Origin of the sequence: Erwinia psidii (assembly GCF_003846135.1) — a bacterium.
In the GTDB taxonomy this organism is placed as follows: Bacteria; Pseudomonadota; Gammaproteobacteria; order Enterobacterales; family Enterobacteriaceae; genus Erwinia; species Erwinia psidii.
Window position 1 is genome coordinate 85,914 of sequence record NZ_RHHM01000013.1, and the last position, 25,874, is coordinate 111,787.

At 54.5% G+C, this 25,874-nt stretch carries 32 protein-coding genes and 1 pseudogene; 26 read left to right on the forward strand and 7 right to left on the reverse strand.

What is annotated here, in order from left to right; translation table 11 throughout:
- The first annotated feature begins 227 nt into the window (after positions 1-227).
- The 10 genes from EB241_RS15855 to EB241_RS15905 all read left to right on the forward strand — a co-directional run bounded on the left by EB241_RS15855 (position 228) and on the right by EB241_RS15905 (position 8,016).
- A complete protein-coding gene (locus tag EB241_RS15855; protein ID WP_124234083.1) occupies positions 228-470 on the forward strand; it encodes a hypothetical protein in 243 nt (80 codons plus the stop codon).
- A 421-nt stretch (positions 471-891) separates the two neighbouring features.
- Positions 892-1,284, forward strand: a complete 393-nt coding sequence (locus EB241_RS15860) for a hypothetical protein (protein WP_124234084.1) — start codon at positions 892-894, stop codon at positions 1,282-1,284.
- 81 nt (positions 1,285-1,365) lie between these two features.
- Entirely contained in the window at positions 1,366-1,926 is a 561-nt protein-coding gene (locus tag EB241_RS15865; protein ID WP_158612419.1) for a 3'-5' exonuclease, read from the forward strand.
- The gene (locus tag EB241_RS15870) at positions 1,923-2,828 is read left to right on the forward strand and encodes a DNA adenine methylase (RefSeq protein ID WP_233592624.1); all 906 of its coding nucleotides are present in this window, start codon (positions 1,923-1,925) and stop codon (positions 2,826-2,828) included. The genes EB241_RS15865 and EB241_RS15870 overlap by 4 nt, the downstream gene beginning before the upstream one ends.
- A gap of 10 nt (positions 2,829-2,838) precedes the next feature.
- Positions 2,839-3,075: a hypothetical protein gene (locus tag EB241_RS15875; RefSeq protein WP_124234086.1), complete on the forward strand. Its 237-nt coding sequence runs from the start codon at positions 2,839-2,841 to the stop codon at positions 3,073-3,075.
- Positions 3,076-3,077: 2 nt separating this feature from the next.
- A complete protein-coding gene (locus EB241_RS15880; RefSeq protein WP_124234087.1) occupies positions 3,078-3,353 on the forward strand; it encodes a hypothetical protein in 276 nt (91 codons plus the stop codon).
- Positions 3,353-4,267, forward strand: a complete 915-nt coding sequence (locus EB241_RS15885) for a DNA cytosine methyltransferase (protein ID WP_124234088.1) — start codon at positions 3,353-3,355, stop codon at positions 4,265-4,267. The genes EB241_RS15880 and EB241_RS15885 overlap by 1 nt, the downstream gene beginning before the upstream one ends.
- Positions 4,264-6,783: a replication endonuclease gene (locus EB241_RS15890; RefSeq protein ID WP_124234089.1), complete on the forward strand. Its 2,520-nt coding sequence runs from the start codon at positions 4,264-4,266 to the stop codon at positions 6,781-6,783. Before EB241_RS15885 ends, EB241_RS15890 begins: the two co-directional genes overlap by 4 nt.
- Positions 6,758-7,180: a DUF7415 domain-containing protein gene (locus EB241_RS21595; RefSeq protein WP_233592625.1), complete on the forward strand. Its 423-nt coding sequence runs from the start codon at positions 6,758-6,760 to the stop codon at positions 7,178-7,180. The genes EB241_RS15890 and EB241_RS21595 overlap by 26 nt, the downstream gene beginning before the upstream one ends.
- 146 nt (positions 7,181-7,326) lie before the next feature.
- A complete protein-coding gene (locus EB241_RS15905) occupies positions 7,327-8,016 on the forward strand; it encodes a DNA adenine methylase (RefSeq protein WP_124234090.1) in 690 nt (229 codons plus the stop codon).
- 1 nt (position 8,017) lies between these two features.
- On the opposite strand, the gene EB241_RS15910 is transcribed toward EB241_RS15905, so the two are convergent.
- From EB241_RS15910 to EB241_RS15930, 4 genes are all read right to left on the reverse strand, one after another.
- Positions 8,018-8,242 carry a hypothetical protein gene (locus tag EB241_RS15910; protein ID WP_124234091.1) on the reverse strand — a complete coding sequence of 75 codons (225 nt, stop codon included), beginning with the start codon at positions 8,240-8,242 and terminating at the stop codon, positions 8,018-8,020.
- The gene (locus tag EB241_RS15915; protein ID WP_199737376.1) at positions 8,239-8,754 is read right to left on the reverse strand and encodes a T6SS effector amidase Tae4 family protein; all 516 of its coding nucleotides are present in this window, start codon (positions 8,752-8,754) and stop codon (positions 8,239-8,241) included. Before EB241_RS15915 ends, EB241_RS15910 begins: the two co-directional genes overlap by 4 nt.
- A gap of 596 nt (positions 8,755-9,350) precedes the next feature.
- Positions 9,351-10,409, reverse strand: coding sequence for a phage portal protein (locus EB241_RS15925; RefSeq protein ID WP_124234092.1), 1,059 nt, complete (start codon positions 10,407-10,409; stop codon positions 9,351-9,353).
- Positions 10,409-12,139 carry a terminase large subunit domain-containing protein gene (locus EB241_RS15930; protein ID WP_124234093.1) on the reverse strand — a complete coding sequence of 577 codons (1,731 nt, stop codon included), beginning with the start codon at positions 12,137-12,139 and terminating at the stop codon, positions 10,409-10,411. The genes EB241_RS15925 and EB241_RS15930 overlap by 1 nt, the downstream gene beginning before the upstream one ends.
- 159 nt (positions 12,140-12,298) lie before the next feature.
- Between EB241_RS15930 and EB241_RS15935 the strand changes: the two genes are divergently transcribed.
- The 16 genes and pseudogenes from EB241_RS15935 (at position 12,299) to EB241_RS16010 (ending at position 22,110) form a co-directional block, all read left to right on the forward strand.
- Positions 12,299-13,138: a GPO family capsid scaffolding protein gene (locus EB241_RS15935; protein WP_124234094.1), complete on the forward strand. Its 840-nt coding sequence runs from the start codon at positions 12,299-12,301 to the stop codon at positions 13,136-13,138.
- 26 nt (positions 13,139-13,164) lie between these two features.
- Positions 13,165-14,220, forward strand: coding sequence for a phage major capsid protein, P2 family (locus EB241_RS15940; protein WP_124234095.1), 1,056 nt, complete (start codon positions 13,165-13,167; stop codon positions 14,218-14,220).
- 24 nt (positions 14,221-14,244) lie between these two features.
- Entirely contained in the window at positions 14,245-15,099 is an 855-nt protein-coding gene (gene gpM, locus EB241_RS15945) for a phage terminase small subunit (protein ID WP_124234150.1), read from the forward strand.
- Positions 15,100-15,197: 98 nt separating this feature from the next.
- Positions 15,198-15,722 carry a head completion/stabilization protein gene (locus EB241_RS15950; protein WP_124234096.1) on the forward strand — a complete coding sequence of 175 codons (525 nt, stop codon included), beginning with the start codon at positions 15,198-15,200 and terminating at the stop codon, positions 15,720-15,722.
- Complete coding sequence (locus EB241_RS15955) at positions 15,722-15,922, forward strand: tail protein X (protein ID WP_124234097.1); 201 nt, start codon at positions 15,722-15,724, stop codon at positions 15,920-15,922. Before EB241_RS15950 ends, EB241_RS15955 begins: the two co-directional genes overlap by 1 nt.
- Positions 15,913-16,215 carry a phage tail protein gene (locus tag EB241_RS15960; RefSeq protein ID WP_124234098.1) on the forward strand — a complete coding sequence of 101 codons (303 nt, stop codon included), beginning with the start codon at positions 15,913-15,915 and terminating at the stop codon, positions 16,213-16,215. The genes EB241_RS15955 and EB241_RS15960 overlap by 10 nt, the downstream gene beginning before the upstream one ends.
- Positions 16,199-16,744: a lysozyme gene (locus tag EB241_RS15965; protein WP_124234099.1), complete on the forward strand. Its 546-nt coding sequence runs from the start codon at positions 16,199-16,201 to the stop codon at positions 16,742-16,744. The genes EB241_RS15960 and EB241_RS15965 overlap by 17 nt, the downstream gene beginning before the upstream one ends.
- A 23-nt stretch (positions 16,745-16,767) precedes the next feature.
- Positions 16,768-17,257 (forward strand): annotated as a pseudogene (locus tag EB241_RS15970) (DUF2514 family protein).
- A 4-nt stretch (positions 17,258-17,261) separates the two neighbouring features.
- A complete protein-coding gene (locus EB241_RS15975; protein WP_124234100.1) occupies positions 17,262-17,723 on the forward strand; it encodes a phage tail protein in 462 nt (153 codons plus the stop codon).
- Entirely contained in the window at positions 17,720-18,358 is a 639-nt protein-coding gene (locus EB241_RS15980) for a phage virion morphogenesis protein (protein WP_124234101.1), read from the forward strand. The genes EB241_RS15975 and EB241_RS15980 overlap by 4 nt, the downstream gene beginning before the upstream one ends.
- Complete coding sequence (locus EB241_RS15985; RefSeq protein WP_124234102.1) at positions 18,355-18,930, forward strand: phage baseplate assembly protein V; 576 nt, start codon at positions 18,355-18,357, stop codon at positions 18,928-18,930. Before EB241_RS15980 ends, EB241_RS15985 begins: the two co-directional genes overlap by 4 nt.
- On the forward strand, positions 18,927-19,295 hold the full coding sequence (locus tag EB241_RS15990) for a GPW/gp25 family protein (RefSeq protein ID WP_124234103.1): 369 nt from the start codon (positions 18,927-18,929) through the stop codon (positions 19,293-19,295). Before EB241_RS15985 ends, EB241_RS15990 begins: the two co-directional genes overlap by 4 nt.
- Positions 19,282-20,178: a baseplate assembly protein gene (locus EB241_RS15995; RefSeq protein WP_124234104.1), complete on the forward strand. Its 897-nt coding sequence runs from the start codon at positions 19,282-19,284 to the stop codon at positions 20,176-20,178. Before EB241_RS15990 ends, EB241_RS15995 begins: the two co-directional genes overlap by 14 nt.
- Entirely contained in the window at positions 20,171-20,785 is a 615-nt protein-coding gene (locus EB241_RS16000) for a phage tail protein I (protein ID WP_124234105.1), read from the forward strand. The genes EB241_RS15995 and EB241_RS16000 overlap by 8 nt, the downstream gene beginning before the upstream one ends.
- A complete protein-coding gene (locus EB241_RS16005) occupies positions 20,775-21,680 on the forward strand; it encodes a phage tail protein (RefSeq protein ID WP_124234106.1) in 906 nt (301 codons plus the stop codon). Before EB241_RS16000 ends, EB241_RS16005 begins: the two co-directional genes overlap by 11 nt.
- Before the next feature lies 1 nt (position 21,681).
- Positions 21,682-22,110 carry a tail fiber assembly protein gene (locus EB241_RS16010; protein WP_124234107.1) on the forward strand — a complete coding sequence of 143 codons (429 nt, stop codon included), beginning with the start codon at positions 21,682-21,684 and terminating at the stop codon, positions 22,108-22,110.
- A 126-nt stretch (positions 22,111-22,236) separates the two neighbouring features.
- Here EB241_RS16010 and EB241_RS16015 read toward each other — a convergent pair whose 3' ends face one another.
- From EB241_RS16015 to EB241_RS16025, 3 genes are read right to left on the reverse strand one after another with little or no spacing between them, the layout of a single operon-like run.
- Positions 22,237-22,725 (reverse strand): phage tail protein, encoded by a 489-nt coding sequence (locus EB241_RS16015; protein WP_124234108.1) that lies wholly within the window; start codon positions 22,723-22,725, stop codon positions 22,237-22,239.
- A 12-nt stretch (positions 22,726-22,737) separates the two neighbouring features.
- Positions 22,738-25,731, reverse strand: a complete 2,994-nt coding sequence (locus tag EB241_RS16020) for a phage tail tape measure protein (protein ID WP_124234109.1) — start codon at positions 25,729-25,731, stop codon at positions 22,738-22,740.
- Positions 25,718-25,873: a GpE family phage tail protein gene (locus tag EB241_RS16025; RefSeq protein WP_032424037.1), complete on the reverse strand. Its 156-nt coding sequence runs from the start codon at positions 25,871-25,873 to the stop codon at positions 25,718-25,720. The genes EB241_RS16020 and EB241_RS16025 overlap by 14 nt, the downstream gene beginning before the upstream one ends.
- Between the last annotated feature and the right edge of the window lies 1 nt (position 25,874).

Here is a 25,874-nt window from a genome sequence, read left to right on the forward strand (position 1 = left end):
GAAAACAGCAATAACTATTATGGGCGTGACTTTTCGCTGTCTGAGGCCTGCAATACCGTGCGCAGGATTATAAAACATGGACGACTCATTTCTTTTTGATGATTTACTACTGGCTTTCTGGCTGCTGGTTTTTTCCTGGGTATTTTTAACATCCGCACAGGCAATAATTCGTGACCATTGCCACCGTGTTAATCTGAAAAATAAATTCAAATCAGGAGGCATGGAAAATGAAAGGCTTCTACGCAGAACAGGTAAATAAATTACTTCAGGACTATTATTTTAATCTGGAAAACAATTCTGTCGGACGTGAGTCCCATTACGGCGTATTAGCCAGCGGACTTCAGCAGCTGTACGGCTTTGCCTTTTGTTCTGGCGATAATGAAACCATTAATTCTCTACGCCCAACTATCAATGCTGTATTTAATGGTGAAATACCAAAGCCTGTTTACCACGAAGCAACAGTGTCGTGATAGGTCTTCAGTCTAAAATTTCAATATTAGTAGGTGTCGTCATGTGTGGTCCTGCGTTAAATGAAAGTAAGGAAGAATATGACCGGATATATAGTGATTTCCGATTAATAACGGGAGAGCAATTATCCGGAAGAATGGACCCGACCAGGGCAAGAGAGGTATGGAGGGTTGTTTTACCACAAGCCGATCTGGCGGTTCTTGGCGATGTTCTCGCAGATGTTTTTTTCGGACTCTCCCGAAACAGACAACCATAAATCATTCCTTTTTGTAGTGGGTAGTCACGCCGCTCGCTTCTTGCCGGAAGGCGGCATAACGAAAATACCACAAAACCATGCGCCGGGCATGGATAAAACCCGGCACTTATCCGGGGCACTACTTACGAGTGGTGCGCCTGATAAGCAGCAGTGATGGAGGTAAAATCATGCGTACCGGACAGGATAAAACGTTATCGGGCCGTCAGATGTTTCTTGAACAGCGCGCCCGTTTGCAGTCGGGGCTTAAGGTCTCCCGCACCTGCAAAACAGCCGATCGTTATGACCTGCTGGGAGAAGACCAGCGTAAGGTTATTTTTATTCTTGCTAACGAAGCTGCTGCACGTTTTCAGGGATTGCCACAGCTGACGCGGGAACGCCTGAGAGCAGGCTTTGACGATTTAAGCGAGCAGGAGCGCAGGTCGTTGATGCTGGGCATCAAGCGCCTGGCGGAGCTGGCAACAGCGTTACCGTGGGAATTCCCGGACTATGCTGCGCCCTGCCTTGAAATTCAGGCGTCACGCGAATCATCACCACCCGCACCGGAAGGCGCAGCGAATTAACCACTGAATGATTAACCGGCAGTCAGGCGCATCATCGCGCCGGGCTTCCTGCACCCTGGAGAAAGCAATATGAAACACGTAATGATTGATATTGAAGCCATGGATAACAAGCCAACTGCGGCGATTGCGTCTATTGCTGCGGCAATCTTTGACCCAATGTCAGGTGCAGTTTCCGCCTCAATGTACCGGCGCATTGCTATTGAAAGCAGTGAGGCATTCGGCGGAACGCTGGGCGCTGAAACAATCAAATGGTGGTTTAAGCAGTCGGGAGAAGTACGAGCGGAAGTAATCAAAGAAGGGGGTTACTCCCTCCCTGTAGCTCCTGGTGAATTAAATATGTTTATCCTGGAATATTGTGATCTGGCGAGCGTGAAAGTTTGGGCGCGCGGCACTGATTACGATATGCCGATTATCTATAACGCACTGCGCGCTGTAGAGTTAAAACCGGTCTGGAATTTCTGGAATGTCCGCGATGTCAGAACTGTTGAAGATGTTGCACTTACTGTCTGTGGGTATGCCTCAAATCGGCTTGTTGACCCTGAAAAACATAACGCTGCCGCTGATGTGTGGAATCAGATCGCCCAGCTCTCAGACAACCTGAAAAGCCTCGCAGCAAAAGAGGCTACGGGGGCGGTATTATGATCCGCTCCCTTCTCAAGTGGCCCGGTGGCAAAAGCCGCGTTATGCCTGAACTGCTGCCGCATTTACCAAAGGCTGATTGCCTGATTGAGCCTTTTGTTGGCGGGGCTTCTGTGTTCCTCAACACGGACTATCGCCGCTATATTCTTGCGGATATCAACCCGGACCTGATCTGTCTTTATCGTGAGGTTAAAAACCACCCTGACACGCTGATTGATATTGCGTGCGCGCTGTTTGTCTGGGGTAACTCTAAAGAGGCGTATTTGCGCAACCGCGAGATATTCAACAACATGTCAGGCGTGCTTGATGTTTATCGCGCTGCGTTGTTTCTCTATCTCAACCGCCACGGCTACAACGGCGTGGTGCGCTATAACCAGAGCGGTGGTTATAACGTGCCGTTTGGTCAGCACAAAACCGCGCCTTACTTCCCGGAAGCGGAGATCCGCCAGTTTGCCGAGAAGGCCAACGACACCAAAGCGATTTTCCTGTGTGGCTCATTTCAAAATACACTCAAAGTGATAGTTGGGGCGGATGAGGCCATTTACTGCGATCCCCCGTATCTTCCTGCCAGCGAAACCGCCAATTTCACCCAATACCACACCGAGCCATTCACCGAAAAGCACCACCGCCAGTTAGCGGCGGAGTTGCTGGAAGTGAACCGAAAATATGGCGCGCCGGTTGTCATTTCCAACAGTGCCACCGAAACCACCCGCGAGATTTACCACCGCTTCCGCCTGCATGAAATCGACGTGCAACGCTCTGTTAGCGCTGACGCCAGCAACCGGCAGAAGGCCAAAGAAGTGATCGGCACTTTGGGCATCGTTGAGGGATGCCCGGCAGGTAGGTGCGGACACTGTGAGAGCAGCAGGGAGTGCTTGGGTATTGATAACGAAGAAACATGCTGAGGGCTTTTTGATGGCGAGCTTGATTGAATTTTTAGAGGCGGTTGGTTTGGAAAATGTGACCGTTCAGCCTCTTCACCAGTGTATGGACGGCATATCCATGAATAAAAATGGTGAAGCCAAAGTTGCATTTTTTACCCGCGAAATTTTCCCTACTGACGTGATCGGAAAAATACGCCGGACAGCATTCATTGTCTGGATGGACACCGAAAAGTTTGATGCAGCATTTAAAAAGACAAAGGGGAAATGAGAATGGAACGGCTCGCTAACTCCGCCTGGATAGCTATAGATCCTTCGAGTGAATCAATGGATTCAACGACACATGCAGTGATTTATCGCATCAATGATCGCTGGAAGCTACACGATTTTTGGGTTGTTAATTTTAAAGCGTTCATCTTAGATGCTCATGTCCGTATCAGCGACTCGATCATATGTGGCAGTGCCAGAGAGGCATGTAACATCAAGCCGGGGGCAGTCATCCAGGTGCGTCAGATCACTGAAGAACAAGGTGGAGAGCTTCCATTCTGATGACTGCCTACTACAACGAAATCGATCCCTTCGCCACGCAATATCTTCGCAACCTTATTGATGCCGGGCTTATCGCTTCCGGCGTAGTTGATACCCGTTCTGTTGAGGATGTAACCCCAAATGACCTTAAAGGATTCTCACAAGTCCACCTGTTCGCAGGCTTTGGAGGCTGGCCCCGCGCCTTGCGCGTCGCAGGATGGCCAGATGATCGCCCAGTATGGACAGCAAGTTGCCCATGCCAACCTTTCAGCCAGGCAGGCGAAGGAAAGCAATTTGATGATGAGCGGCACTTATGGCCCGCCGTTCATTGGCTTGCAGGCCAGCAACGCCCTGTCGTTATATTTGGCGAACAGTCTTCAAGCAAAGATGCAGAAGTCTGGATCGACCTTGTACAAACTGACATGGAAAGTTTGGGCTATGCCTTCGGGGCGTCGGCGTTTCCGTCTGCGGGCGTCGGTGCGCCGCACATCCGGGAGCGTACTTACTGGCTGGCCGACTCCAACCGCGAGCAATACGAAGAACGCTTATCAGGATGCCGAGAAGGTGATCGCCAGGAAGCTGGCCGGTCGGCAGTCGAACTTGCAGGACTTTGCTTGTCTTGCGGGCTGGCCCACCCCTGCGGCGAGGGATGGAAAGGGCGGGTATCAGGGGGGAAGGATGCGGCACGGGAAGCTGTCAACGGATACGCTGGATGTGACAGCGCAGATAGCAGGCCCGGCCCGGTTAACGGATTCTGGGGATCTGCTGACTGGCTCTTTTGCAGAGATGGAAAGTGGAGGCCAGTTAAACCCGGCCTTAAGCCTCTGGTTAATGGGGTTCCCTCCAGAGTGGGAAAACTACGCGCCAGCGGAAACGCCGTAAATATCTATGCAGCAGCAACCTTCTTAAAAGCCTACATGGAGATCGCGCAATGACCACGGGCTTCCGTGGCCGCTACGAGCCATCACCGCCGCCACCTTATCCGGGTAGTGCACCGGATAATACACGGTACGATTACGAATGGCAGAAGCCAAAATCTGCCATTTTTGTTGATAAGACTCCTGTTGTTGATCTCGTTGAGCTGGGTCAAGAGCAAGAGTTTTTGTCGTGGGTGAAACTCACGCTTGCGCCGCTTCCCCGATTTATCCGTCTGCGCCTGTCCTCCCGCATTGACAGCATTCACACCATGAAGGGCAGGCACATCGCCCGTCTGGCGTTGCGCGATATCATCCGCAGGGATCTGCCCCCCATCAACAGGGTGAATGAGCAATACGCCATAGCGATGACCAGTGAGGCAAAATCTCAAAGCGAGACCGCATTCAGTGAGTTAAATCCGCTTTATCACACATTTAACACTTTGCATGGCCTGGTTGAGCGTTTCAACCACCTGCCAGACTTCACGCCGGAAGACGTGGAATTACTGGCGCAGGATATTGCGATCTATATGCAGGCCGTACTGAGTGATGTTCATGACACCGCGAAACCATTGAACGATCGGCAATACGCTGGCTGTCTCTATAAAGAAGCGGCGCACCTCGCACAAGTCTTCTTTGTCGTCCCGCCTGCATGGAATAAATATTGTCGGGGCAGGCTTTTTATTGATGATGCCGTAACCGGTATTCACAAAATGCGCGATGAGCGTTACTGGCACCGCAGCCTGAAAAAGTACGCCACTCGCTGGCGTGAGCACCTGCATATTGCCTTTGGTGATGTGAAGCGGGGAGCTGCACCGTATTGCAGCAAACATCACGTTGATGAGTGGGACACCAGACGCAAACGCAGCCGTGTGATCATGTCCCGCCTTGAGCTGGAAGATCAGGACACCAAAGAGCGCATTTCGCTTATTGAGCAGATCGATAAGAGCATATCCAACCCGGCATTGCGCCGCGTTGAACTCATGACCCGCATCGGCGGCTTTGAAAAAGTCGCCACCGAAAGCGGCTATTCAGGCCAGTTTTTTACCCTGACAGCACCGTCTAAGTATCATGCCTTTACCATGTTCGGGCATCGTAATGCCAGATGGAACGGTGCCAGCCCCAGAGCAACTCAGCGCTACCTTAACCGGGTATGGCAGAAGATCCGCGCCGAGCTGGCCCGCCGTGAAATCCCGGTCTTTGGCCTGCGTGTTGCCGAACCTCACCATGATGGTACGCCGCACTGGCACGGTCTGCTGTTCTCTTTGCCTGAGCATTCCGCCGAACTGCTGGAAGTCATGGAAGACTACGCCACCCGTGAAGATGCAGAAGAGTTACGGGGCCAGCACGGCAGTGAGCCACGTTTCAAAATGAAACCTATCGATCAGGAAATCGGCAGCGCCACTGGCTACGTGGTGAAGTACATCAGCAAAAATATTGATGGCTACGCGCTTGACGGTGAAACCGACGACGAAACCAACAGGCCGCTGAAAGAAACCGCCAGACACGCCACCGCATGGGCATCGTGCTGGGGTATCCGTCAGTTTCAGTTTCTGGGTGGTGCGCCAGTATCTGTCTGGCGTGAGCTGCGCAGGTTCCGCAATCAGGAACAGGCAGACAGGATTAACCCGCTTTTTTCTGAGCTACATCGCGCGGCAGATGCTGGCGACTGGCAGCAGTATACCCAGTTACAGGGTGGTCCACTGGTTTCCCGCCGTGGTCTGCCTTTGCGCATCTGGTATCAGCCCAAAGAAGAACCCAATGATTACGGTGAGTATCTGGATCTTATCAAAGGTCTGGTTATGCCCCAGACCTCGCTGCCTCCCGTTCAAACCCGGCTTCACTCTTACTGCATTGTGCGTAAGAAAGCGGAAATTTCAGATGACGCAGGTCAGGCCGTTGACCTTGATTTTGACCTTCGGGGCGCGTCTGCGCCCTCTAGGACTCGTGTCAATAACTGTACCGAGGTTAAAAAACGAACAAATTTAGCGCCCGGATCACCGTCATCAATGACAGTGCCAGATGAGCGGGAAGGGCCGGAACAGTTTGAGATCGGTCAGTTGACCCAGGAACAGCGAAAACAGGTACGTGAAAGCCTTCATAACCACAAACCGCAGCGGCAGAAATCGCCTGCTGATGAGTTTGAGTGGCTGGCATACGCCATTACGGGTGGCAGTTGTTCAGATTACGAGCGCGAACGCGCGGAAAGTTACCTCAGAACAGCGAGGGCGATCAGACAGCAAGAGCAGGTTTTATCACCGGCAATTGCTGGTCTGACGGGGCTGGTTCAGTCATGGGCGCAGGTCAAGAAAGTGCAGATCAGTAAGCCGCAGGCCATGCAGCTGGCGCGCGGTAGTGAGGTCACGGTGCTGGATACGGCGTATCGGGCACATCCGGTGACAGGTGAATTGATTGTAACCGGTGTTGATAAGTCGTGGCGTAAGACCCTGGCAAACCACAAAGCCAGCGAACTGATTGGTCGCTGGAAGAAAATAAACCAGAAGGAAATGCATGATGAACAACAAACTGACAAATGAGCGCATTAGGCGCCGTATTGCCGAAATTGAAGACATTCGTTCAGCAAGTCGTGATTTTTGGGGTGGAGATTATGACTACCCTGAAAATTTGGAGCTTCTGGCGCTTCGTGAGATCCAACAATGTCGAAAAGTATTACAAAACACATCGGTGGAACAACCGCAGATTGTGTTACCGGCCATTCCGGCAGGTCGGGCGCGTATTGGTGGTTGCGACTGGCTGGACTGGAATGAACTCAGCCGCCTGGGGCTTATTCGCCGTATTAATACTGAGGTTCTCCACCCGGTTGGGCTGGCGTTATTTCGGGATCCCGAAAGCGGTCATTCACCGGGAGTTTTGATTTCCCCAGATGGCACCTGGACTTCTGCGGCAGAAATTATTAAAGGCAGAAAACCTTAGTCATTTAACCCGGTGCAGTCATCAATGGCTGTGCTGGCCATACCGTCACGCAAAGGCATTTTTGACTGTGTCAGCTGAAGGCGGTACCGCAAAGACAAATGCATCTTTGCTGCAGCCGCGTCATTTATAACTATGGAGTCCTGAGTATGGGATATTTAGGGAGTAAAGCAGCCTCCGGCGCGTATCAGACGATAATCGCTCAGATGCCGCCGCATGATACCTATATCGAAACGCATCTGGGGAGTGGTGCCGTTATGCTGCGTAAGCCGCCAGCACTGCGTAATATTGGCATCGATCTTGATTGTGAAGCATTAAAAAACTTTGCTTTTACCCATCAAATGGCGCACGTCAGCCTGATCAATCATGATGCGGTTGAATATCTGGAATCGTTTGACTTTTCAGCTGCTGGCCGCGTCCTAATCTATGCCGATCCGCCATATCTCCATGAAACCCGCACCAGTCGCGCCCGATACCGTTATGAATATACCGTTGCCGATCATGAGAGGCTGCTATGTTGTCTGCTGGCGTTGCCAAAAAACGTCAGTGTTATCCTGTCCGGTTACCCATCGCGGCTGTATGACCAGACGCTGACCGGCTGGCGTGGTCGTGAGTTTCAGGCTATGACGCGCGGTGGAGTCAGGACAGAAAAACTCTGGATGAATTACGCGCCTGGCGCAGCGTACAGCGCGGATTTTGCGGGTGAAAGCTACATTGAACGGCAGCGCATCAAACGAAAGGCCGCCCGCTGGGCGGCAAAATATCGTCAGTTGCCGCCCGGTGAGCAGCTGGCGATCATGACTGAATTACTCAGCGATCATGGCAGCCCGGAACTGTAGTCTATTGCCTGGTCAGCCTTCTGGCTACCATCCAGCCAACCATCGCACCAAGAACGGCCAGTACCAGCGTACCGATGAAGAAGATTTCAAAGTTTGCAGACATCTGATCTTCGCCATGTATGGGGCCAACAAAGGTTTGACTGATAAACGGCATCAGCAGGTACATTAAACCCGCGCCACATATCGACCCGGCCAGCGTGGAGAGCGTTATTTTGAGTATTCTCATATCATTTTCCAGAACCAGATTTCCTTAGCATTGGCAAAACTCGACCAGAGTCCGTCTATGCTCAGACCCCACTGGATACGAAAGTAACTGAGTTTCGTTGTCAGCCGGTCACCGTTCCAGAGATCGATGTGATCTCCGCTGCGGTTAAGAAGACTTTCATTTCCCCGCCGCCAGTAGTCCTTAAAGAAGATGATCCCGTGCTGATTTTTGAGCACCTTCTCAAAATTATCAGCACTGACTTTCACCATCGGGAAAACGCCCGGTATGCTGGCGCTTCTGAGGGCGTTAGCCAGTTCTTCAGCACGCAGTACATGCCCTTCGCTTTTGGGGTGCAGCCAGCAGAACTGTACCCGCAACTTAGTCACGTCATACCCACATCGCGTCAGTGCTGTGCCAATGCGTATTGCACACTGATCATCAAAAGCTTTATGCCCGTCCTGACGACGACAAGGATTTTCATCACCCTTAACTTCGGGGTGGGCATTCCATAACGCTGAAAAAGTCATACTCATATGCAGTCCTTTACAAGAGAAAATGTCACTATAATCACAAAAATTCAGCCATGCCAGACTCATTAAAATTGCTGCACAATAGTGCACAAATTTGCACAATTTTTTTGAAGCTGTTTATGCCCTTTCTGCCCTGTGTCTGCACGGTCTGGCCCCGGATCGGCAAATGCACAAAAAACGGAGCGAATGTCGCGCACAGGTGACGGGGGAACAGCCCACGCAGCGGGGGCATGGCATGGGGTTTACCCCGTATACTGTAATTCGGGCGATTCTCTGGCTGTTTCAGGGGGGTTTCGGGCAATCTGGTGTCCGGTAACGCTCAGAGATGTACAGCCGTCAGCGTGGCGCTGGTGCGCTGATTAATGAATGGGAAATTGGAGGTTCTAATGTTAGATGATGACCGCGAGGAGGCACTCATGAGTGAGTGGTCGCTGGGCGATTATGATAATGGCGAAAACGGGTGCCCACACTGCGGGCGTCATCGACTATGTATCTGCCCGAACGGAAAACACCGATGCGAAAAATGCAACTGGTCGCCGGAAATTAATGACTATGTGCCTGTAGAGTAGAGCCGCGCTGACTGCGCGGCGGTTGGCTGGCTATTCGGTTTTGAGCAGGGCGTAAGGATTGAAGCGGATCACGTCCTGTCCCAGCCAGTCGTTGACATGCTTCAGTGCTTCCATAACCGGCATCAGTTCATTGATGGCAAAGACGCGCGCGGCTTTTTCAACGTCGCCAAACGATCCTTTCTCACCAGGCATGGCACCCATAAGCTGCGGTGGCACGCGGTGGGCGGCAAGGATATCGTCGCGCGTAACGGATTTGATATTGAGGAATTCATCTTTTGCAGAGATCTGGCTGAACGGCATCAGCTGTACACCATCCTTACCACCGCCCGGCGCATGGATCAGCACGTTTTTGAATGCGCCTTTTCCTCTGGCCTCCGACAGGGTTTTTTGCACCACCTTTATGCTTTCCTGGTCAACCTGCGCCGCGCCCACATAGAGGATGCAGCCAGCGTGCGATCCGTTGTCGTAATAGAGTTTACGGAACTTATCGGCGGAGTGTGACAGGCTGGCAGAAAGCAGCGCGCCCATATATTCCGGCATCCCGTAGATCTCCTGGTGAATATCAGGATTCATTACATGGCAGACCTCACCCGCTTTAAACATGTACTCATCCTTCCACTGACGGATAAACCAGTACGTGTCCAGATCGCTGCCGCGACGCGCATACTTGGCAGGAACATGGCGCAAGGTCAGCGGCTCATTCAGGCGGTTACGGCGTCGCTCCAGATAGCAATTACCGAAAACAAACCAGTCCAGTACGAAAGCGGAAAATGCCTGACGGCTCAATAGCGGATGGGGAATATAGCACCCAGTCAGTGCATTGCGTTTAAAGTAAAGCGCCGACTGATGCCATGACGCCTGGCCGAAAGAACGGGCCAGCCCGTACCAGTCAACCGGCGTCTCAAAGTATCGGCCATTATCGGCGCAGTACATGTTATCCAGCAGATCATAACCGTCCGTTACCGGGTACGGGCCGTCGAACGTGAAGGCGCTGAGTGCCGGATCGCCCCTGAGCACTCCCGCCATGTCAGTCTGGCCGGAACAGCCATTTTTGACAGTGTGAGCGTTGTTATACCTGCGCTTCTTCATCAGAACTCCATAGCAAACCCGCCGCTGCCACTCTCCTGGCCCAGCGGTTCGTTAATAATGGCGAGCATGTTCGCCCAGGCTAAGTCGCCGTGGCTCACGCCGCGCGAGCGGTCAGTGTCATAGGTGATGAATCCGCCTGGTGTTTTCACTTTGCGAACGGAGTTGAACGCGTTGATCAGGGCACGCTCGCTGTGATCATATTCCCAGCGCCCGGCGCGGATCAGCTGTAGCATTTTCAGCACCAGGGCGCGCTTTGACGTCATTGACATGGTGTAAGGCATTGCCACCGGGAAAAACTTCTTCACTATCTGATACACGGCCTCTCCGTTACCGCCCGTCACGTCAATGCCTACATGCTGTACGTTGTATTTGAAGGTGAACTTTTCGATAACTTTCGCCTGTTCTTCAAACTCAAGGCCGCGCACCTGTTCCGTTTCGACGGTGCGAAATTTACCTCCCGGAACCAGTGGCGGCACCACAACGCAAATCGCGCCGCTGTCACCGTTGCCGCTGCTGCCGTTAGCGTCATAGCCAATCCATACCGGGCGATCACCCATCGGCCTCGACGCAAAAGGTTTCCAGTCCGGCCATTCGTCATAACCATCAGCCCCGCAGCCAATCAGGGCATTAAGGTTGAAGGCAGACTCGCCATCGCGAACGAACTCGCACATGTACAGGTTGCGGAATTCATCCTCGCTGTTTTCGTCCTGGATTTCTTCGAGGTCGGTATACTCCCAGCCGTTTTCTATCACATCCTTAAGGGTGACAATCTGGCGCCAGGTTTTATCCGGGCACAGCAGCCCGCTGTTCAGCGTTTTCCAGCCCACATCAAAGGCTTTACGCTGTGCCTTCGGGCGTTTCTCATTCCAGCGGTCGCCCGTCCAGAACGGGTAAGCCTCATGGGTTTCGCCTGACGGCGTGGAAAAATAGGTACGCGTCAGCCCCTTCAGCGTTGCCATCGCACCAGCCACTTTGCGTAGCTTGGTGAAATTGCTCACCCAGAAGAATTCGTCAAACTTCAGGTTGCCGGTGTACGACTGCGCCGTGGCGGCAGAGGTGCCGAGGAAATGTAACTCAGCACCGTTACTCAGTACGATTTTGTCGCCACCTTTAAGCTCAACGTCCACCTCTTCCGCCACCTTCTGAATGAACCCCCTGAACTGGTGTGCCTGACGACGGGATGCGGACAGAAATATCTGGTTGCGCTGATACGGGTATTGCACATCGTCGCGCAGCGCATCAAGCAACGCTTCTCGTGCAAAGTACCAGGTCGCGCCAATCTGGCGGGACTTCAGTATCATGCGGTTTCGGTGGTGGCGTTGTTCATACCAGCCGCGTTGATGCCACGAAAGGGAATCAAGTATTTTCTCCCGCAGCGCAACGGTCTGTTCTTCGGTGAAGTGGTTTTTCAGCTTGCGTTTGCGCGGCTTTTTACCTGCGTCAGCCCCTGCCGGTTGTACGTCAGACAGCTTTTTCAGTTGCCGGGTAAGCAGGTCAATCTCTTTAAAGTCTCCCCCGGTCTTGTTTGTCTTGTCCGTAAGCTGAATGAGGCGGGCATCCATCGACTGGCTGACGCGCTGGATCGGGGGCGTCTGGTCCCATTCATCGCGTTTCTTCCATGCGTAAATGGTGTTCTGATTAATTCCCATCAGGCGCGCAATTTCCGCTGGCGGATAGCCCTGCCAGTAAAGTTGTTTTGCCCGCTGTCGTACAAAGGCATCCTGTATCATCGGCCCTCCACCGTTTATGGAGTGAAGGTTACCCCGCGCGCGATCCCGCTACCGCCCCCTTTATGGTCTGGCCTTCCTCCGACAACAAAACCTCGTTGAGACAGCTGGTTACGCTCTGCCATCATTGCCGTACAGAAACCACTCAACAGGATTATCGACATGGCCAGCGCAGCTAAACCCGCCCGTAAGAAATTCCGCGTTGCCGTCTCCGGCCCGACAATTGATGGACGCGAGATAAGTAGTAATGACCTTTTTGCGATGGCGGAAGCATACGACCCCTCCGTATACGGGGCTGTGGTTGATATTGAGCATTATCTTTCTATGTCCCCGGACAGCACATTCAGTGCCGTGGGGCATGTAACATCGCTTTCTGCTGAAGCTATTTCAGACGGCGCGTTAAAGGGCAGGACAGGGCTTTATGCAGAGATTGAACCTTCGCCCCGAATGAAACAAATGATCGATGACGGGAAGAAGACTTATACCAGTATTGTTATTGATCCTAATTTTGCGGCGACCGGAAAGCCTTACCTTCGTGGTCTGGCTATGACTGATACGCCTGCAAGCCTTGGTACCGAGCGGCTTAAATTTGCCGCGCAGCAGTTCCAGTCCATTCAGCGATTTAATCAGAAGTCCGGTGATGACGCGCTATTTACCGAAGCCATTGAGGCTGAAGTTGTAGAACTGGCTGAACAGCGAAGCGATGAGGGCAAGCAGTGGTTCAGCCGCGTTATGGGGATTATCGGCAAAGGCCGTAAATCTGAAAGCGAACAGTTCAGCCAGGTGCATGACGCGGTGGAGAACGTCGCTCAGTCCCATGCCGATCTGCTGGACAACTTCAACGACCTGAGCCACGCCCGCGAACAGGACAGCCAGACCATCCAGAAGCTGACCGCAGACCTTGCCGCGCTGACCAGCAGGCTGGGGAGTGAGGATAACAACTTCTCTCAGCGCCAGCCTGCCAGCGGCGGTAACAACAGCGTACAGCAAGCCGATTTCTGAATAACCGTTAAGCGAGATACGAGCACATGGAAAACTCAACCCGTAGGCTTTATAACCAGTACATTGCCCGTCAGGCCCTGCTTAACAGCGTACAGCCCGGCGACGTGGCGCAGGCTTTCAGCGTGGATCCATCCGTTCAGCAGCGCCTTGAAGCCGCAGCAATGGAAAGCGATGAATTTCTCAAGAATATTAACGTCTTCGGTGTGAAGGCGCAGGAAGGCCAGAAAATCCTGATTGGCAGCAAAGGTCCAGTCGCCAGCACCAACGACAGCAGCGATGGCTCTGCACGTCGCCAGCCGGTAGACAATCACTCAAAAGAGCCAAATAAATACCGCTGCCGCAAAGTGAACTATGATTCCGCCGTCAGCTATGCGCAGCTTGATGCGTGGTCAATGCAGCCAAATTTTCAGGCGTTGATCAGCCAGGCTAATGCCCGACAGATTGCCCTTGACCGCATCATGATCGGATTTAACGGCACTTCTTATGCTGAGAAATCTGACCGTGTAGCGAATCCGCTGTTGCAGGATTGTGGCACTGGCTGGCTGCAAAAAATCCGTAATGACGCCGAATACCGTATCATCAAAGGCGTTACGCTGACCTCGCGTGATGAAGATAACAAGGTTGTGGCTAAGGGAACTTACGGCAATATCGACGCCGCCATTTTCGACGCCAAAAACAGCCTGCTTGATCCCTGGCACCGCAAAGCACCCGATCTGGTTGTAATCATGGCCTCTGACCTGCTGACAGCCAGCAACTTCCCGAAACTCAACGCACTGAGTCAGACCAACCCAAACAGCGAGCTAATCGCCGGTCAGCTTATTGTCAGTCAGGAGCGCGTGGGTGGACTGCCAACCTTCTTTGCACCTTACTTTCCGTCTGACGGCGCACTGATCACCTCGTTCAAAAACCTGTCTGTGTATTACCAGCTGGGCGCGCTGCGTCGCAGCATTATCGAAGAGCCACATTACAACCGTATCGCAACCTACCAGTCATCTAATGACGATCACGTTGTTGAAGACTACGGCAAGGTGGCGTTTATCGATGGTATTCAGTTTGCCCAGGCCGAACCGGTAGGCGAGTGACAGAAGCGGCGGGGAGAAATGACGATGTTAACACCGGCACAACGACACTTTCAGAAGGTCATGGCAGAACGCCGGGGGCAGGCGGATGAAGAATCCGATTTCCAGCGCACCGCGCATGAGCAAATTCTGCATCGCCTGCGCCTGGACCTGTCCCGCCTTAGCGGCGTGCAGTCCGAAGAAACCAAAGCCGAAATGAAGAAAGCCATGCTGCCTGAATACGAGGGATGGATTGACGGCACGCTCGACGGCGACAGCGGGCGGGAGGATGAAGTCATTACCCGGCTGATGGTCTGGGCGATTGACTGTCGTGATCATGCGCTGGCGATGCAGCTGGGACGCTACGTGGTACGCCACGGACTGACACTGCCGGATAACTTCAACCGCACGGCAGCAACATTCCTGGCCGAAGAAATGAGCAAACCAGTGCTGACGCTTGCCGCCGCCGATGCCGACGCTGATTTATCAGACAGTACAGCAACGCTTGATGAAGTGGCGGACATTGTTGCCGACAGCGATATGCCGGATGTGGTGCGCGCCAAGTTGTGCAAGGCTCGTGCGCTGGCCCGCCGTGGTACGACTGATGTAACAACCAAAGCTGAAGCGCTGGCGCTGTTCCGTGAGGCGCTGACGCGCAACCCCAACGCCGGGGTGAAAAAAGAGATCGCCACGCTTGCCCGTGAAGTTAAGAAACTGTCTGCGGAGGATGGCACGGATAAAGGGGAAGCGGCCAGCATCGACAAAACTGACGGTACTGCCGGGTCTGTTCCTGAAAAGGCCACCGCCAGCGCAGCGGCTAAAACGTCTGTACGTAAAACCACGACTAAGACGGCAACAGGCAAAGCGGCAACCCGCAAACCTGCCAGCCAGAAAAAGAATTAACGACTTCGGCCCCGTCCGACAGGCGGCGCGGGTGGATATCTGCCCGTATTCGGTCTTTTGACCACCCGCCCACCGCCTGATTTATGGGAGATAAGTGCATGAGCAGCCTTGTGGCAAACAAGCGCGTATTGCCTGCCGGGAGTGATACCCCCGATGTTGATGATGGTGACGCCACCGTCAGCGCCGGGGACTTCTGGCCGGTGATTAAGTTGAGCGATCTCCGTCTGGCCGCGCGCATCACCGGGGGTATCACCACGTCCAGGCTGATGCATGTCACCACGGAAGCGGTAGCCCATGTCACCGCGCAGTTGCTGGACTGGCGTGCCGGTCAGGTCAAAGCAGGTTTTCACACGTTGGAAGATGTGCCTTCAGCCCTGCCATCAGGTGAGATGGAAAAGCTGATGATCAACGGTGAAAACGTGAAGGTGTACCGCTTCCGACGTGCGGTCTATTCGATTGCCAGGGCGCTGGTCCTTGAGGGCTATCGCGATGTTGATACCACGGCGAAAGGCGACAAAGACGCCACCGCGCTTGACCTGCAACGGGATGATCTCTGGCGGGATGCCCGCTGGAGTATCGCTGATATTCGCGGCGCGCCGCGACTCTATGCGGAGCTGTGCTGATGAAGGTTAAAGCGTTACAGGGGGATACGGTGGATTTGCTTTGCTGGCGTCACTACGGCACCACGCAGGGCGTGACCGAAAAAGTATTATCTGCCAATCCCGGACTGAGCCAGCAGGTTTTTCTGGATACCGGACAGGAGATCGAGCTGCCGGAAATCACCCGCAGCACAAAACGGGAGACAGTGCAGCTATGGGATTAGGTTTTTTTCAGCGTCTGAATGACTGGCTGACGTTCACCATGTCAGCGTTGGTAACGGGCATCGGTGTAATGACATTAAGCGAAAAAATAGCGCTGGCCGGGCTGCTGATCGGGATAGTTTTTGGTCTCCGTGGCTGGCTTTATCGGGCACGCATTGAACGCGGCCAGCAGCGTCGCAACGATCTGATTAATCAGATTCTGCTACAGGCGGAACGCCATCCGCTCAGCGCTGCCGACAGGCGCGCACTTTCACTGCTGCAACAGGATGCCCCGGAAGATGAAAAAGCCTGTTAGAAAATGTGCGATTGCGGTCATCGTCGCGCTGGGCGCCACGCTCAGCCCCGCCACGTTGCGCACCTCACAGGAAGCTCAGCAGAAGATAGCGGCCTGGGAAGACTGCCGTAAAACCCCCTACTACTGCCCCACCGGCGTGCTGACGGTCGGGATTGGCTCAACAGGTGGGGTTGAAAACCGCGAATACAGCGACAGTGAAATTGCCGGTCGCTGGGTTAACGATCTGACGCGGGCAGAAAACTGTATTAACCAGAATTTTGAGGCGGCGTATATGTCACAGTCAGCGTTTGAGGCGATGACCGATGCGGCGCTTAACGTAGGTTGTACCGGCCTGATGTGGTTCACCAACGGGCAGGGACGAAAACAGCGCACCACTATCTGGAAGAATGCCCGGTCACATGACTGGCAGGCGATGTGCAACCGCCTGACGGACTTTGTTAACAGCGCAGGTCAGCGCAGTCAGGGGTTGGTTAACCGAAGAACGGATTTCAAAGCCTGGTGCCTGCGTGATATGGAGAACACCCGGTGAAACCGGCACTGACGGTAGCCGTAATGCTCTGTGGTCTGGCCGTCTGGTGGTTCAGCCAGCAGCGTTATATGGCCGGGTATAGCAAGGCTGATGCTGAGTGGTCGCTGAAATGGAAACAGCGTGATGCGGATGATGCCACAGCGCTGGCTGAACGCCAGCGCTGTGGCCAGAAAAGAAGAGCAACGCCGACAGGGGGAAATTGATGAGATCAGAAAACAGGCCAGCCAGCAGCTTGCTGACACTCAGGCTGATGCCGATCGCGCCCGCGCTGCTTCTCGTGGGTTGCACGACAGGGCCGGTAAACTCGCCAGGCAGCTGGCAGAACGTGAGCGCGCCTGCGGTGCCGGTACTCCCGGCAGAAGCCAGGCAGAAACCAGCGGAGCCGCATTGCTTGCCGACCTGTTCCGCCGCGCTGATGAGCGCGCGGGAGAGCTGGCAGGAGAGGCTGACAAGGCAAGAGCCAGAGGGCTGGCCTGCGAAGCTGCCTATGATTCAATCAGCCGACTGAGGTAATACCATGCTGAAAGCAGATTCTCTGCGCGAAATGCTGACCCGCGCAAACAAATGGTGCAGGGCCAACCCTGAAGCCTTCACCGTGTTTGTGGAAGAGGGAAACATTGAAACGACCGGCGAAACACCGTCATTCATGTACCGTTATACCCTGGTGTTGTTTGTGATGAATTTTGCCGGTGATATTGATGATTTCACCCTGCCGCTGATGGCATGGCTCTGGAACAACCAGCCCTGCCTGCTGCTGAACCCGGAGAAGAACCGGGACATTAAATTTACGACGCTTATTAACAACGATGACACCGCCGATATTCTCTTTGAAATGCCGCTTCGCGAGCGGGTAAAAGTCTCCCTGGATGAAAACGGCATACCCCGCGCGGAGCATTTGCCGGAACCCAGACCGCGCATCCCGTCAGCGGACGGAGACTGGAGCACTGTCTTTGACGATGCCACATGGGAGGCTGCATGAATCAGGATATCTTCCGTGAGCTGGATCAGGTGTTCAGCGACATCCTGTCAGGCACCTCGCAGGCCGGACGTATCCGCACCGCGCGTGCTGTCGGGCAGGCGCTGAAACGCAGCCAGCAACAGCGTATCAGAGCGCAGAAAAATCCCGGAGGATCGGCGTATCCTGCACGCCGCCGCAGGGTGCTGCGCTCACAGCAGGGTATTGTTTTTATCTGGCAGGGTGAGATCCGACGCCTGAAGAACTGGCACGGTGGCCGGGGAAAGTACGGGCGCACCCTGACAGGCTTTGACGAGGAACGCAACGCCATTCGCACATTCTACCGCAGCGATATCGAACGCTATATCGAAATCAACATGCAGTCAGTGCGCCACAGCACCACAAAGAAAGTGCCGATGTTTCAGCGGTTACGAGGTTATCGCTTTCTCAAAGTGCGCGCTGATGCAGGCGGCACTAACGTTGGCTTTGATGGCGTGGCCGCACGTATTGCCCGTGTCCACCAGTACGGCCAGCGCGATCAGGTCGGGCCGGGTGCTTTTGCTAAATATCCGGTACGTGAGCTGCTGGGCTTTACCGCTGGCGATGAGCGGATGATTACGGAACAGGTGATTAACAGCCTGGGGAGCGTCGCACGGTGAACGCTGAACTGATCCGCCTGCTGGAAAATATTCTTCGTGGCGGCGTTGTTATTGCCGTTGATGAAGAGAGCTGGCGAGTGCGTGTGCAAAGCGGCGAACTTCAGACCGACTGGCTACGCTGGAACGCCACACGCGCCGGGGTGTTCAGTATCTGGGTGCCGCCTTCAGTCGGTGAGCAGGTCTTGCTGGGCTGTATTGGTGGCAACCCTGAAACGGCAGTCATTATCTGCAGTCTGTACAGCAACGCTAACCCTGCACCGGGCAGCAGCCTGAAAGAGATGGTGCTGACAGCGCCAGACGGTGTCTCTTTCCGCTATGACGCACAGGCCGGTGCACTGGAAGCGCAGGGTATAAAGACCGCACATATCAAAGCCTCTGCCAGCGTCACGCTTGAAACGCCGGTGGTGGAATGCACCGACCATCTGAAAGTGCGGACGTTCGAACTGACGGAAGGCGGCACGATGAAGGGTAATATCACTCATTCTGACGGATCGCTTTCGTCTAACGGCAAGGTGCTGCACACGCACAAGCACCCAGGCGACAGCGGCGGCACTACAGGGACACCGTTATGACAGTCCGTTATACCGGCATGAACCCGGACGGCACCGGCCTGCTTACCGACAACGATCAGCTGTGGAATTCCGTGCGCGACATCCTGACCACACCGCTGGCAAGCCGGGTAATGCGCCGGGATTACGGCAGTCTGATCCCCGATTTGCTGGATGCCCCTCAGAACGAAGTGACGCGCCTGCAATGTATGAGCGCCGCCGCGATTGCGCTTACGCAGTGGGAGCCGCGCATCGCCCTGAGCGGCATCAGTATTAGCTATTCAAAAGATGGCGCTGTTACCGCTGAACTGAGCGGCATCATTACCGAAACCATGCAGGCGGCGGGCAGCGTGTTGACGCTCAGGAGTGGCAGCAATGGCAACGGTTGATTTATCGCAGCTACCACAGCCGCAAATTATTGAAGTACTGGACTTTGAAGCCATTCTCAGCGAGGTAAAAGCAGCGATGGTTGCAGCATTTCCGCAGGCACAGCAGGCATCTGTTACTGCCGCGCTGGAGCTGGAATCTGAACCGCTGAACATCATAGCGCAGGTGATCGCCTACCGCGAAATGGTGCTCAGGCAACGAATTAATGACGGCGCAGCAGCGTGTATGTTGAGCCACGCGGTTTCATCCGATCTGGATAACCTCGCGGGCAACCTTGACACCGAACGTCTGATTATTACCCCGGCAACGGCAACCACCGATGCGGTAACGGAGAGTGACAGCGCATTACGATTGCGCGCGCAGGCGTCGTTTGACGGACTGAGCGTCGCCGGGCCGAGCGGCGCATATGAATATTTTGCCCGCAGCGCCAGCGGCCAGGTGGCGGATGCGAACGCAACCAGTCCGTCACCCGCCGTAGTGGTGGTTTCCGTGCTGTCCTCCGAAGGAGACGGTACGGCCAGCGATGAGCTGCTGGCAACGGTAAATCAGGCGCTTTCTGCTGATGACAGGCGTCCTGTCGGTGATCGCCTGATCGTACAGTCTGCGGAAATCGTGAATTATCAGATAGACGCGCTGCTGTATTTCTACCCCGGCCCGGAGTCCGAGCCAATCCATACCGCCGCGCAGGCCGCGCTCCAGTCATGGCTGAGCCAACAGGGCAGGATTGGCCGCGGCGTTGCGCGCTCTGCCATCATCGCAGCACTGCATGTTCAGGGCGTGCAGCGCGTGGAGTTGCTGGAGCCTGCCAGCGATATTGTGATTGCCGATACGCAGGCGGCACGCTGTGAGTCCTTCACGATTACGGAAGGTGGTACCGATGAATAGTCAGATACTGCCGCCTTCATCCAGCGACTTTATGCGTTGCACCACTCAGGCCACGGAACGGCTAACCGATATCCCCGTCGATCTGCGCAAGCTGTGGCATACGAAAGATTGTCCTGTCGATCTGCTGCCGTATCTTGCGTGGGCGCTGTCCGTTGACCGCTGGGATAAGAACTGGTCAGAACAGACTAAGCGGCAGGTGATTAAAGCCTCCTGGCTGGTTCACCGCCAGAAGGGCACCATTGCAGCACTGAGGCGGGTTGTGGAACCCTTTGGCTATCTGCTGAGGGTGATCGAGTGGTGGCAAAGTGATGAGGAGCCGGGAACCTTCCGGCTTGAAATCGGTATTCAGGAACAGGGGATAACCGAGGAAACCTGGTCCGAACTGGAGCGGCTGATTGACGATGCCAAACCCCGCAGCCGCCACCTGAAAGGGCTGTCCCTTTCGCTGCAATCTTCGGGGGCGTTTCATACAGGTGCTGGGTGCTGCCTGGGCGATACGCTGACCGTGTACCCTTACTTTCCTGAAACTACAGCCGTGGGCGGTCACAGTTACACCGGCGCGGCAGTCCATTTAACTGACATCGTGGAGGTCACAGGTGGCAACTAAATATTTTGCCCTGTTAACATCCGTCGGAGCGGCAAAGCTGGCGAATGCTGCCGCGCTGGGAGAACAGCTGGAAATTACCTCAATGGCCGTGGGCGATGGGGCCGGTGAGTTGCCGATGCCGGATGCTGCACAAACCACGCTGGTAAATGAATTACGGCGCGGCCCGCTTAATACACTGAGCGTTGATCCGGATAATACCAACCAGATAATTGCAGAACAGGTGATCCCGGATAGCGCCGGAGGGTGGTGGATACGCGAAATTGGCCTGTATGATTCGTCGGGCGATCTGATTGCCATAGCCAACTGTGCGGAAACCTACAAACCACAGCTACAGGAGGGCAGCGGGCGTGTTCAGGTTATTCGTATGATCCTGATCGTCAGCAGCACCGACGCGATCACGCTGAAAATCGATCCCTCTGTCGTACTGGCAACCCGCCAGTATACGGATAATGCCCTGACTACGGCTCTGAATAATCTGAATCTTAACGATGCAGCCAGAATGGGCGTGGCAACAGCGGCGCAAATGGCCGAGGGAACGGCAACCGATCTGCTGCCAAGCGTGGCAGCGGTGATGGGACTGTTCAGCAAAGGCCCGTTTACTGCCAATGACTATGTGCGCATTCCCGATGTACCGGGTGGATTAATTATTCAGTTTGCTACGGTGAGATCGGGCGCATCCGGTGCCTGTGCCTGGACACACCCGATCCCGTTTCCTGGTGCAAGGCTTGCCGCATGGGGTATTTGCCATCGTACTAACGTTAGCGGTACCGACTCCCCGACAATCTCATTTGATGATATCTCTGACGTAACGCCAAAAACGGTCACTAACTTTAACCTGCGCGTCAATGGCGCGGCAGGCGCGTATTCTGCCTGTGTAATGGCCCTGGGGTACTGATATGACACAAGCTTATTTTTCACCCTCACTGAAATCATTTATTCCGGCAGCATGGAAAGATGATGGCACCTATGATGACGTAACATGGCCGTCAGATGTGGTTGCGGCAACCGATGAAGAAGTTGAAAATTACTGGAAGCAAACGCCCCCCGAAGGAAAACGGCTGGGTTGTGTTAACGAACGTCCGGTGTGGATTGACGAACCGACATTAACTCCTGAACAACAGACTGAACTGGCTGAACAACAAAAGGGTGTGTTGCGGGCAGAAGCACAGGCAACGGTCAGCCTGTGGCAGACGGAACTTCAGCTTGGCATTATCAGCGATGAAGATAAGGCTCGTCTGATTGCGTGGATGAAATATATTCAGGCGCTGAATGCGGTTGATATTACTACCGCTCCTGATATTGACTGGCCGGTCAAACCTGCATAGTCCCTCGTACCGTCATACAACGTCAGCTCTGACCATGTTGGCCATACGCATTCAGCACGGTTAATCGGGACGTTCTCAGATGAAAAAAAAGCGGGCCCGCTGCCCGCTTCCGTGAAGGTCTCCCCGTCAAAATAACCCTGCCAGGTTGTCACTGGCTGAATTGTAAGCCAAGATTGTTTTGTCTTTCAGACCTGAAAGCAAATCACCAACGGACGAGGCTTGCAGCCGCTCGCGCAGGTCTTCATCGCAGCGCTGAAAGTTGATCGAGAATGTTATTTTTTTCGCTTTCCCGTAGCGGTCAAACTCCGTATGCGTGGCCTGTAGCCCGGTCAGTACATACATCCCGTAAATCTGCCCCGCACCGCTGATGAGTGGCCAGGGACGCCCGGTGTATGCCTGCGTTGCAAGCACGGTGAGCGACACGTCACCACCCGTAATTTCAGGGTAAAGCACTCCGTCAAGGTTGATCTGCGTCTCCCCCGCGCCAATGTACTGCCATTTTGCCGATCGGTTAATGCGGTCATTTTTGACGTGCCGCCACGCCAGAGAGTGCCGCAACTGCTGATACGGCAGCGTTTTCAGCTCAAATACAAACATCCCGAATATCATCATCATAATATTGCCTCCTTAATCCCTGTCTCTGAAGCTGCTGCGGCTGAGTCGTTCACGCCGGGCCAGCTCCGCGTTGACCGCATCGGCGGCAATCCGGCCAATTTCGCGGGCGTCCTGTCGATCAACACCGTGAAGATGCACGTGAATTTCCCCCGTAAAGCCGCCTGCGGTAATCGGCGTACTGCTGGCGCTGCGGCTGACGGGCGGAAGTTGCGCCTGTTTGACGGGCAGCGATGCCGCAACCACGGTAGGCCGTGCGCTTAACCCGTTGTTTCTGACCGTGCTGGCCAGCCGCGATTCCTGCCACTCCCCACGGACGGCCAGCGCACGCGGCAGGTTTTTAAACACAATATCGCCAGGACCGATTTTCTTCGTGTTGTCGGCTGTGGCTCTGGTGTTGCTGTCAATATTCTCTAAACGGCGCATAGCGCCGCTATCGCCGGTCAGCAGTGATGTGAGCTGCGGTGCTCCGGGCGGGGTGGTATTTACGTTATTATTTATCCCTGTAGAGACGGGCGACCAGCTCCACCCCTTTTGCACCATTTTTTTCTGTTGCGGATCCCATTCCCACATCACAGGGGCTTTTTTAAGACTTTCAGCCTTCAGACGTGCAGCTTCCAGACCGGAAGGTATAAGGTCGAGTTTTTCCAGGATCCAGCCGATCCCTTCCATGAGGGTAGTCAGCGGCAGCAGCAGTAACTGAAGTGCGCTCCCCAAGACTTTACCGAACGTTTCCCCTGCTGATGCACATTTATCGAGAGATTCACGGCTACTTTCAACAGGCGGAAACAGTTTTACAAACCATTCCCAGACTTTGCCAACAGCATCACTGATTGCAGAGAAGGCTAACGAGAGAGCAAAAAAAGCGTCACGAAATGGAAACAGTTGCTGGATGACCCCACTGATAAAACCAGTGAAAAAGGCTTTTATTGGCTCCCAGAATCGCCAGATTAGTAGCCCGGCAGCGATGAACGCCGCGCCAATAAGCCCAATGGGACTGAGCAGGAATGAAAGCGTGGTACCGAGTACGGAAACCGCCGTTGTGATCAAGCTCCATAAGGCTGGCAGTCCCGTCAGGCGCAGGGCCAGCATCCCCATACTCTTAGCCAGCGCTCCCAACGCGGCACCGGGTGCCAGAAACGTCCCCATCAGCCCGGCGCGCATGGCGGGCATGATTGCAGATACCCCGCGCATTTTTCCGGCCAGTGTGCCAAGAACTGCCCCCCATCCGCGCACGCCTGCCATTACCGGGCCGGAAGCGGTTCCAAGCGTTCTGAGGGTGGCAATTGTTCCGGTTATCCCCCTGCCGCCCGTCAGCAGGGCAAAGCCTAACTGAAGTTTAGCCAGCGGCCCCAGCAGCAGGCCAATCGCCAGCGATATGCCGCCAATGGCGACGGTCAGGGCCAGAACGCTTCCACCAACGAGCACCAGTGATTTGGTCAGTTCAGGATTTTTATCAACCCAGCCTTTCATAGCCGTTATGATGGTGGTGAACGATTTCGCCAGCTGACGAAGCGGCCCGTCAAGCGTATCGCTGACCGCAATACGAAAACCCTCCCAAGCGCTGGTTAGCTGCATCAGATCGCCCGGCAGATTGTCAGTCATGGTCCGCGCAACTTTCTGACTCTCTTTATTTTTATGCGCTCCCGATATCCCCTCATACAGGTCACTAAGATAGCCATCACCCGCGCCCTCAATGATGGCCTGAAGGCCAACGAAGCCCTGTTCACCCGCAATATCCTTGAGGAAGCTGATTTTTGCAGGCCCGGTATATTTCGCCATTTTCTGCTGTAGCTCCAGCAGCAGTTCAAAAGGCTTCTTCATTTCACCCGTTGCATTCACTGACTCAACGCCCAGCTCATGCATCGCCTTTTTACCTGCCGGGGTTTGCACAGCCAGCCGTGAAAGGCTGCGTCTCAGCGCCGTACCTGCATCGCCGCCTTTAATCCCCATACGTGCCAGTGCGCCGGTAAGCGTGGCGGTTTCCTCCAGGCTGAAACCCATCGCCTTTGCCACCGGTCCGGTGTACTTCATGGTTTCGCCAAGCTCGCGCAGGTTTGTATTGGTGCGGGTGAATGCACCCGTAAGCACGTCGCTGACGCGATCCATTTCCGATGCGGCAAGGCCAAACTGTGAAAGGATATTGGTGCCGATATCCGCCGTTTCGCCCAGGTCCAGATCGCCCGCCAGCGCCATATCAAGCACACCTGGCAGAGCAGCACGAACGGACGCTGGCGTAAACCCTGCCATCGCAAGGAACGACTGTCCGCGTGCGGCATCCGTAGTGGTAAATGCGGTTTCAGCACCCAGTTTTTTTGCCTGCTCCCGCAGGGCTGAAAAATCAGACGAGTTTTTATCGATCCGGGTCAGTGCCTGAACGCGCGACATTTCCTTGTTGAAGCTCAGCGCCGGAGCCAGAAAACGCCCGCCTGCGTAACCGGCAGCGGTGGCACCCGTAACCGCAATCGTGCCGCCGCCGCGCAGCTTACCTGCCGTTTGTTGCACCCGGTCATAACGTGCGCGTGCCTGCGTAACCGCTGCCAGCTGGCGGCGCTGGCGCTCCAGCGTCTGGTTATACTGTTCGGTGCGGCGAATGGCGCTCTGAATAGTCCTGTCGCTGCCGACCAGCGAAACGCCGTGGCTCCGCAGCGCCTGTGAGGCGGCGCGAAGCTTAACCATTTCCTGAGTGCGTGTGGCGTTAAGTCGCTCCAGCTTTGCGGCCAGCGCCGCCATGTGTGCTTTCTGTTTCTCTGTAAGCTGAGTGCCTTCCTGCTGCGCCTTACTCAGGCCGTTAAACGCACGGCTGGTTTCATCAATCTTGCGGGAAGTCTTTTGGACACTGTCGCGCAAACGGTTGAACGTGCGGGACTGGCTGTCCAGATCTTTAATGCTGGACTGCGTTTTTTTGAGGGATTCAGACAAACCGCCCGCACTCTGGCGGGCGGCACTGACCGGGCGGGTGAGTTTATCAATCGCGCTGAACACGACGCGGATATTAAGGCTTTTCACTGTCACTGGCTCCACTTCGGACAGCCGCCCGCTCACGCCAGGCTATGACTTCGCCCAGTTCCATCGTGAAGACTTCAGAGGGCGGCCAGTTGAAAACAACCGCGATATCAGCGACCAGATCGTCGATCAGGTCAAACCGCAGG

Coding starts and splice junctions, on each gene's coding strand:
- EB241_RS15855 (WP_124234083.1), top strand. CDS start 228: ATGAAAGGCTTCTACGCAGAACAGGTAAATAAATTACTTCAGGACTAT.
- EB241_RS15860 (WP_124234084.1), top strand. CDS start 892: ATGCGTACCGGACAGGATAAAACGTTATCGGGCCGTCAGATGTTTCTT.
- EB241_RS15865 (WP_158612419.1), top strand. CDS start 1,366: ATGATTGATATTGAAGCCATGGATAACAAGCCAACTGCGGCGATTGCG.
- EB241_RS15870 (WP_233592624.1), top strand. CDS start 1,923: ATGATCCGCTCCCTTCTCAAGTGGCCCGGTGGCAAAAGCCGCGTTATG.
- EB241_RS15875 (WP_124234086.1), top strand. CDS start 2,839: ATGGCGAGCTTGATTGAATTTTTAGAGGCGGTTGGTTTGGAAAATGTG.
- EB241_RS15880 (WP_124234087.1), top strand. CDS start 3,078: ATGGAACGGCTCGCTAACTCCGCCTGGATAGCTATAGATCCTTCGAGT.
- EB241_RS15885 (WP_124234088.1), top strand. CDS start 3,353: ATGACTGCCTACTACAACGAAATCGATCCCTTCGCCACGCAATATCTT.
- EB241_RS15890 (WP_124234089.1), top strand. CDS start 4,264: ATGACCACGGGCTTCCGTGGCCGCTACGAGCCATCACCGCCGCCACCT.
- EB241_RS21595 (WP_233592625.1), top strand. CDS start 6,758: ATGATGAACAACAAACTGACAAATGAGCGCATTAGGCGCCGTATTGCC.
- EB241_RS15905 (WP_124234090.1), top strand. CDS start 7,327: ATGGGATATTTAGGGAGTAAAGCAGCCTCCGGCGCGTATCAGACGATA.
- EB241_RS15910 (WP_124234091.1), bottom strand. CDS start 8,242: ATGAGAATACTCAAAATAACGCTCTCCACGCTGGCCGGGTCGATATGT.
- EB241_RS15915 (WP_199737376.1), bottom strand. CDS start 8,754: ATGAGTATGACTTTTTCAGCGTTATGGAATGCCCACCCCGAAGTTAAG.
- EB241_RS15925 (WP_124234092.1), bottom strand. CDS start 10,409: ATGAAGAAGCGCAGGTATAACAACGCTCACACTGTCAAAAATGGCTGT.
- EB241_RS15930 (WP_124234093.1), bottom strand. CDS start 12,139: ATGATACAGGATGCCTTTGTACGACAGCGGGCAAAACAACTTTACTGG.
- EB241_RS15935 (WP_124234094.1), top strand. CDS start 12,299: ATGGCCAGCGCAGCTAAACCCGCCCGTAAGAAATTCCGCGTTGCCGTC.
- EB241_RS15940 (WP_124234095.1), top strand. CDS start 13,165: ATGGAAAACTCAACCCGTAGGCTTTATAACCAGTACATTGCCCGTCAG.
- gpM (WP_124234150.1), top strand. CDS start 14,245: ATGTTAACACCGGCACAACGACACTTTCAGAAGGTCATGGCAGAACGC.
- EB241_RS15950 (WP_124234096.1), top strand. CDS start 15,198: ATGAGCAGCCTTGTGGCAAACAAGCGCGTATTGCCTGCCGGGAGTGAT.
- EB241_RS15955 (WP_124234097.1), top strand. CDS start 15,722: ATGAAGGTTAAAGCGTTACAGGGGGATACGGTGGATTTGCTTTGCTGG.
- EB241_RS15960 (WP_124234098.1), top strand. CDS start 15,913: ATGGGATTAGGTTTTTTTCAGCGTCTGAATGACTGGCTGACGTTCACC.
- EB241_RS15965 (WP_124234099.1), top strand. CDS start 16,199: ATGAAAAAGCCTGTTAGAAAATGTGCGATTGCGGTCATCGTCGCGCTG.
- EB241_RS15975 (WP_124234100.1), top strand. CDS start 17,262: ATGCTGAAAGCAGATTCTCTGCGCGAAATGCTGACCCGCGCAAACAAA.
- EB241_RS15980 (WP_124234101.1), top strand. CDS start 17,720: ATGAATCAGGATATCTTCCGTGAGCTGGATCAGGTGTTCAGCGACATC.
- EB241_RS15990 (WP_124234103.1), top strand. CDS start 18,927: ATGACAGTCCGTTATACCGGCATGAACCCGGACGGCACCGGCCTGCTT.
- EB241_RS15995 (WP_124234104.1), top strand. CDS start 19,282: ATGGCAACGGTTGATTTATCGCAGCTACCACAGCCGCAAATTATTGAA.
- EB241_RS16000 (WP_124234105.1), top strand. CDS start 20,171: ATGAATAGTCAGATACTGCCGCCTTCATCCAGCGACTTTATGCGTTGC.
- EB241_RS16010 (WP_124234107.1), top strand. CDS start 21,682: ATGACACAAGCTTATTTTTCACCCTCACTGAAATCATTTATTCCGGCA.
- EB241_RS16015 (WP_124234108.1), bottom strand. CDS start 22,725: ATGATGATGATATTCGGGATGTTTGTATTTGAGCTGAAAACGCTGCCG.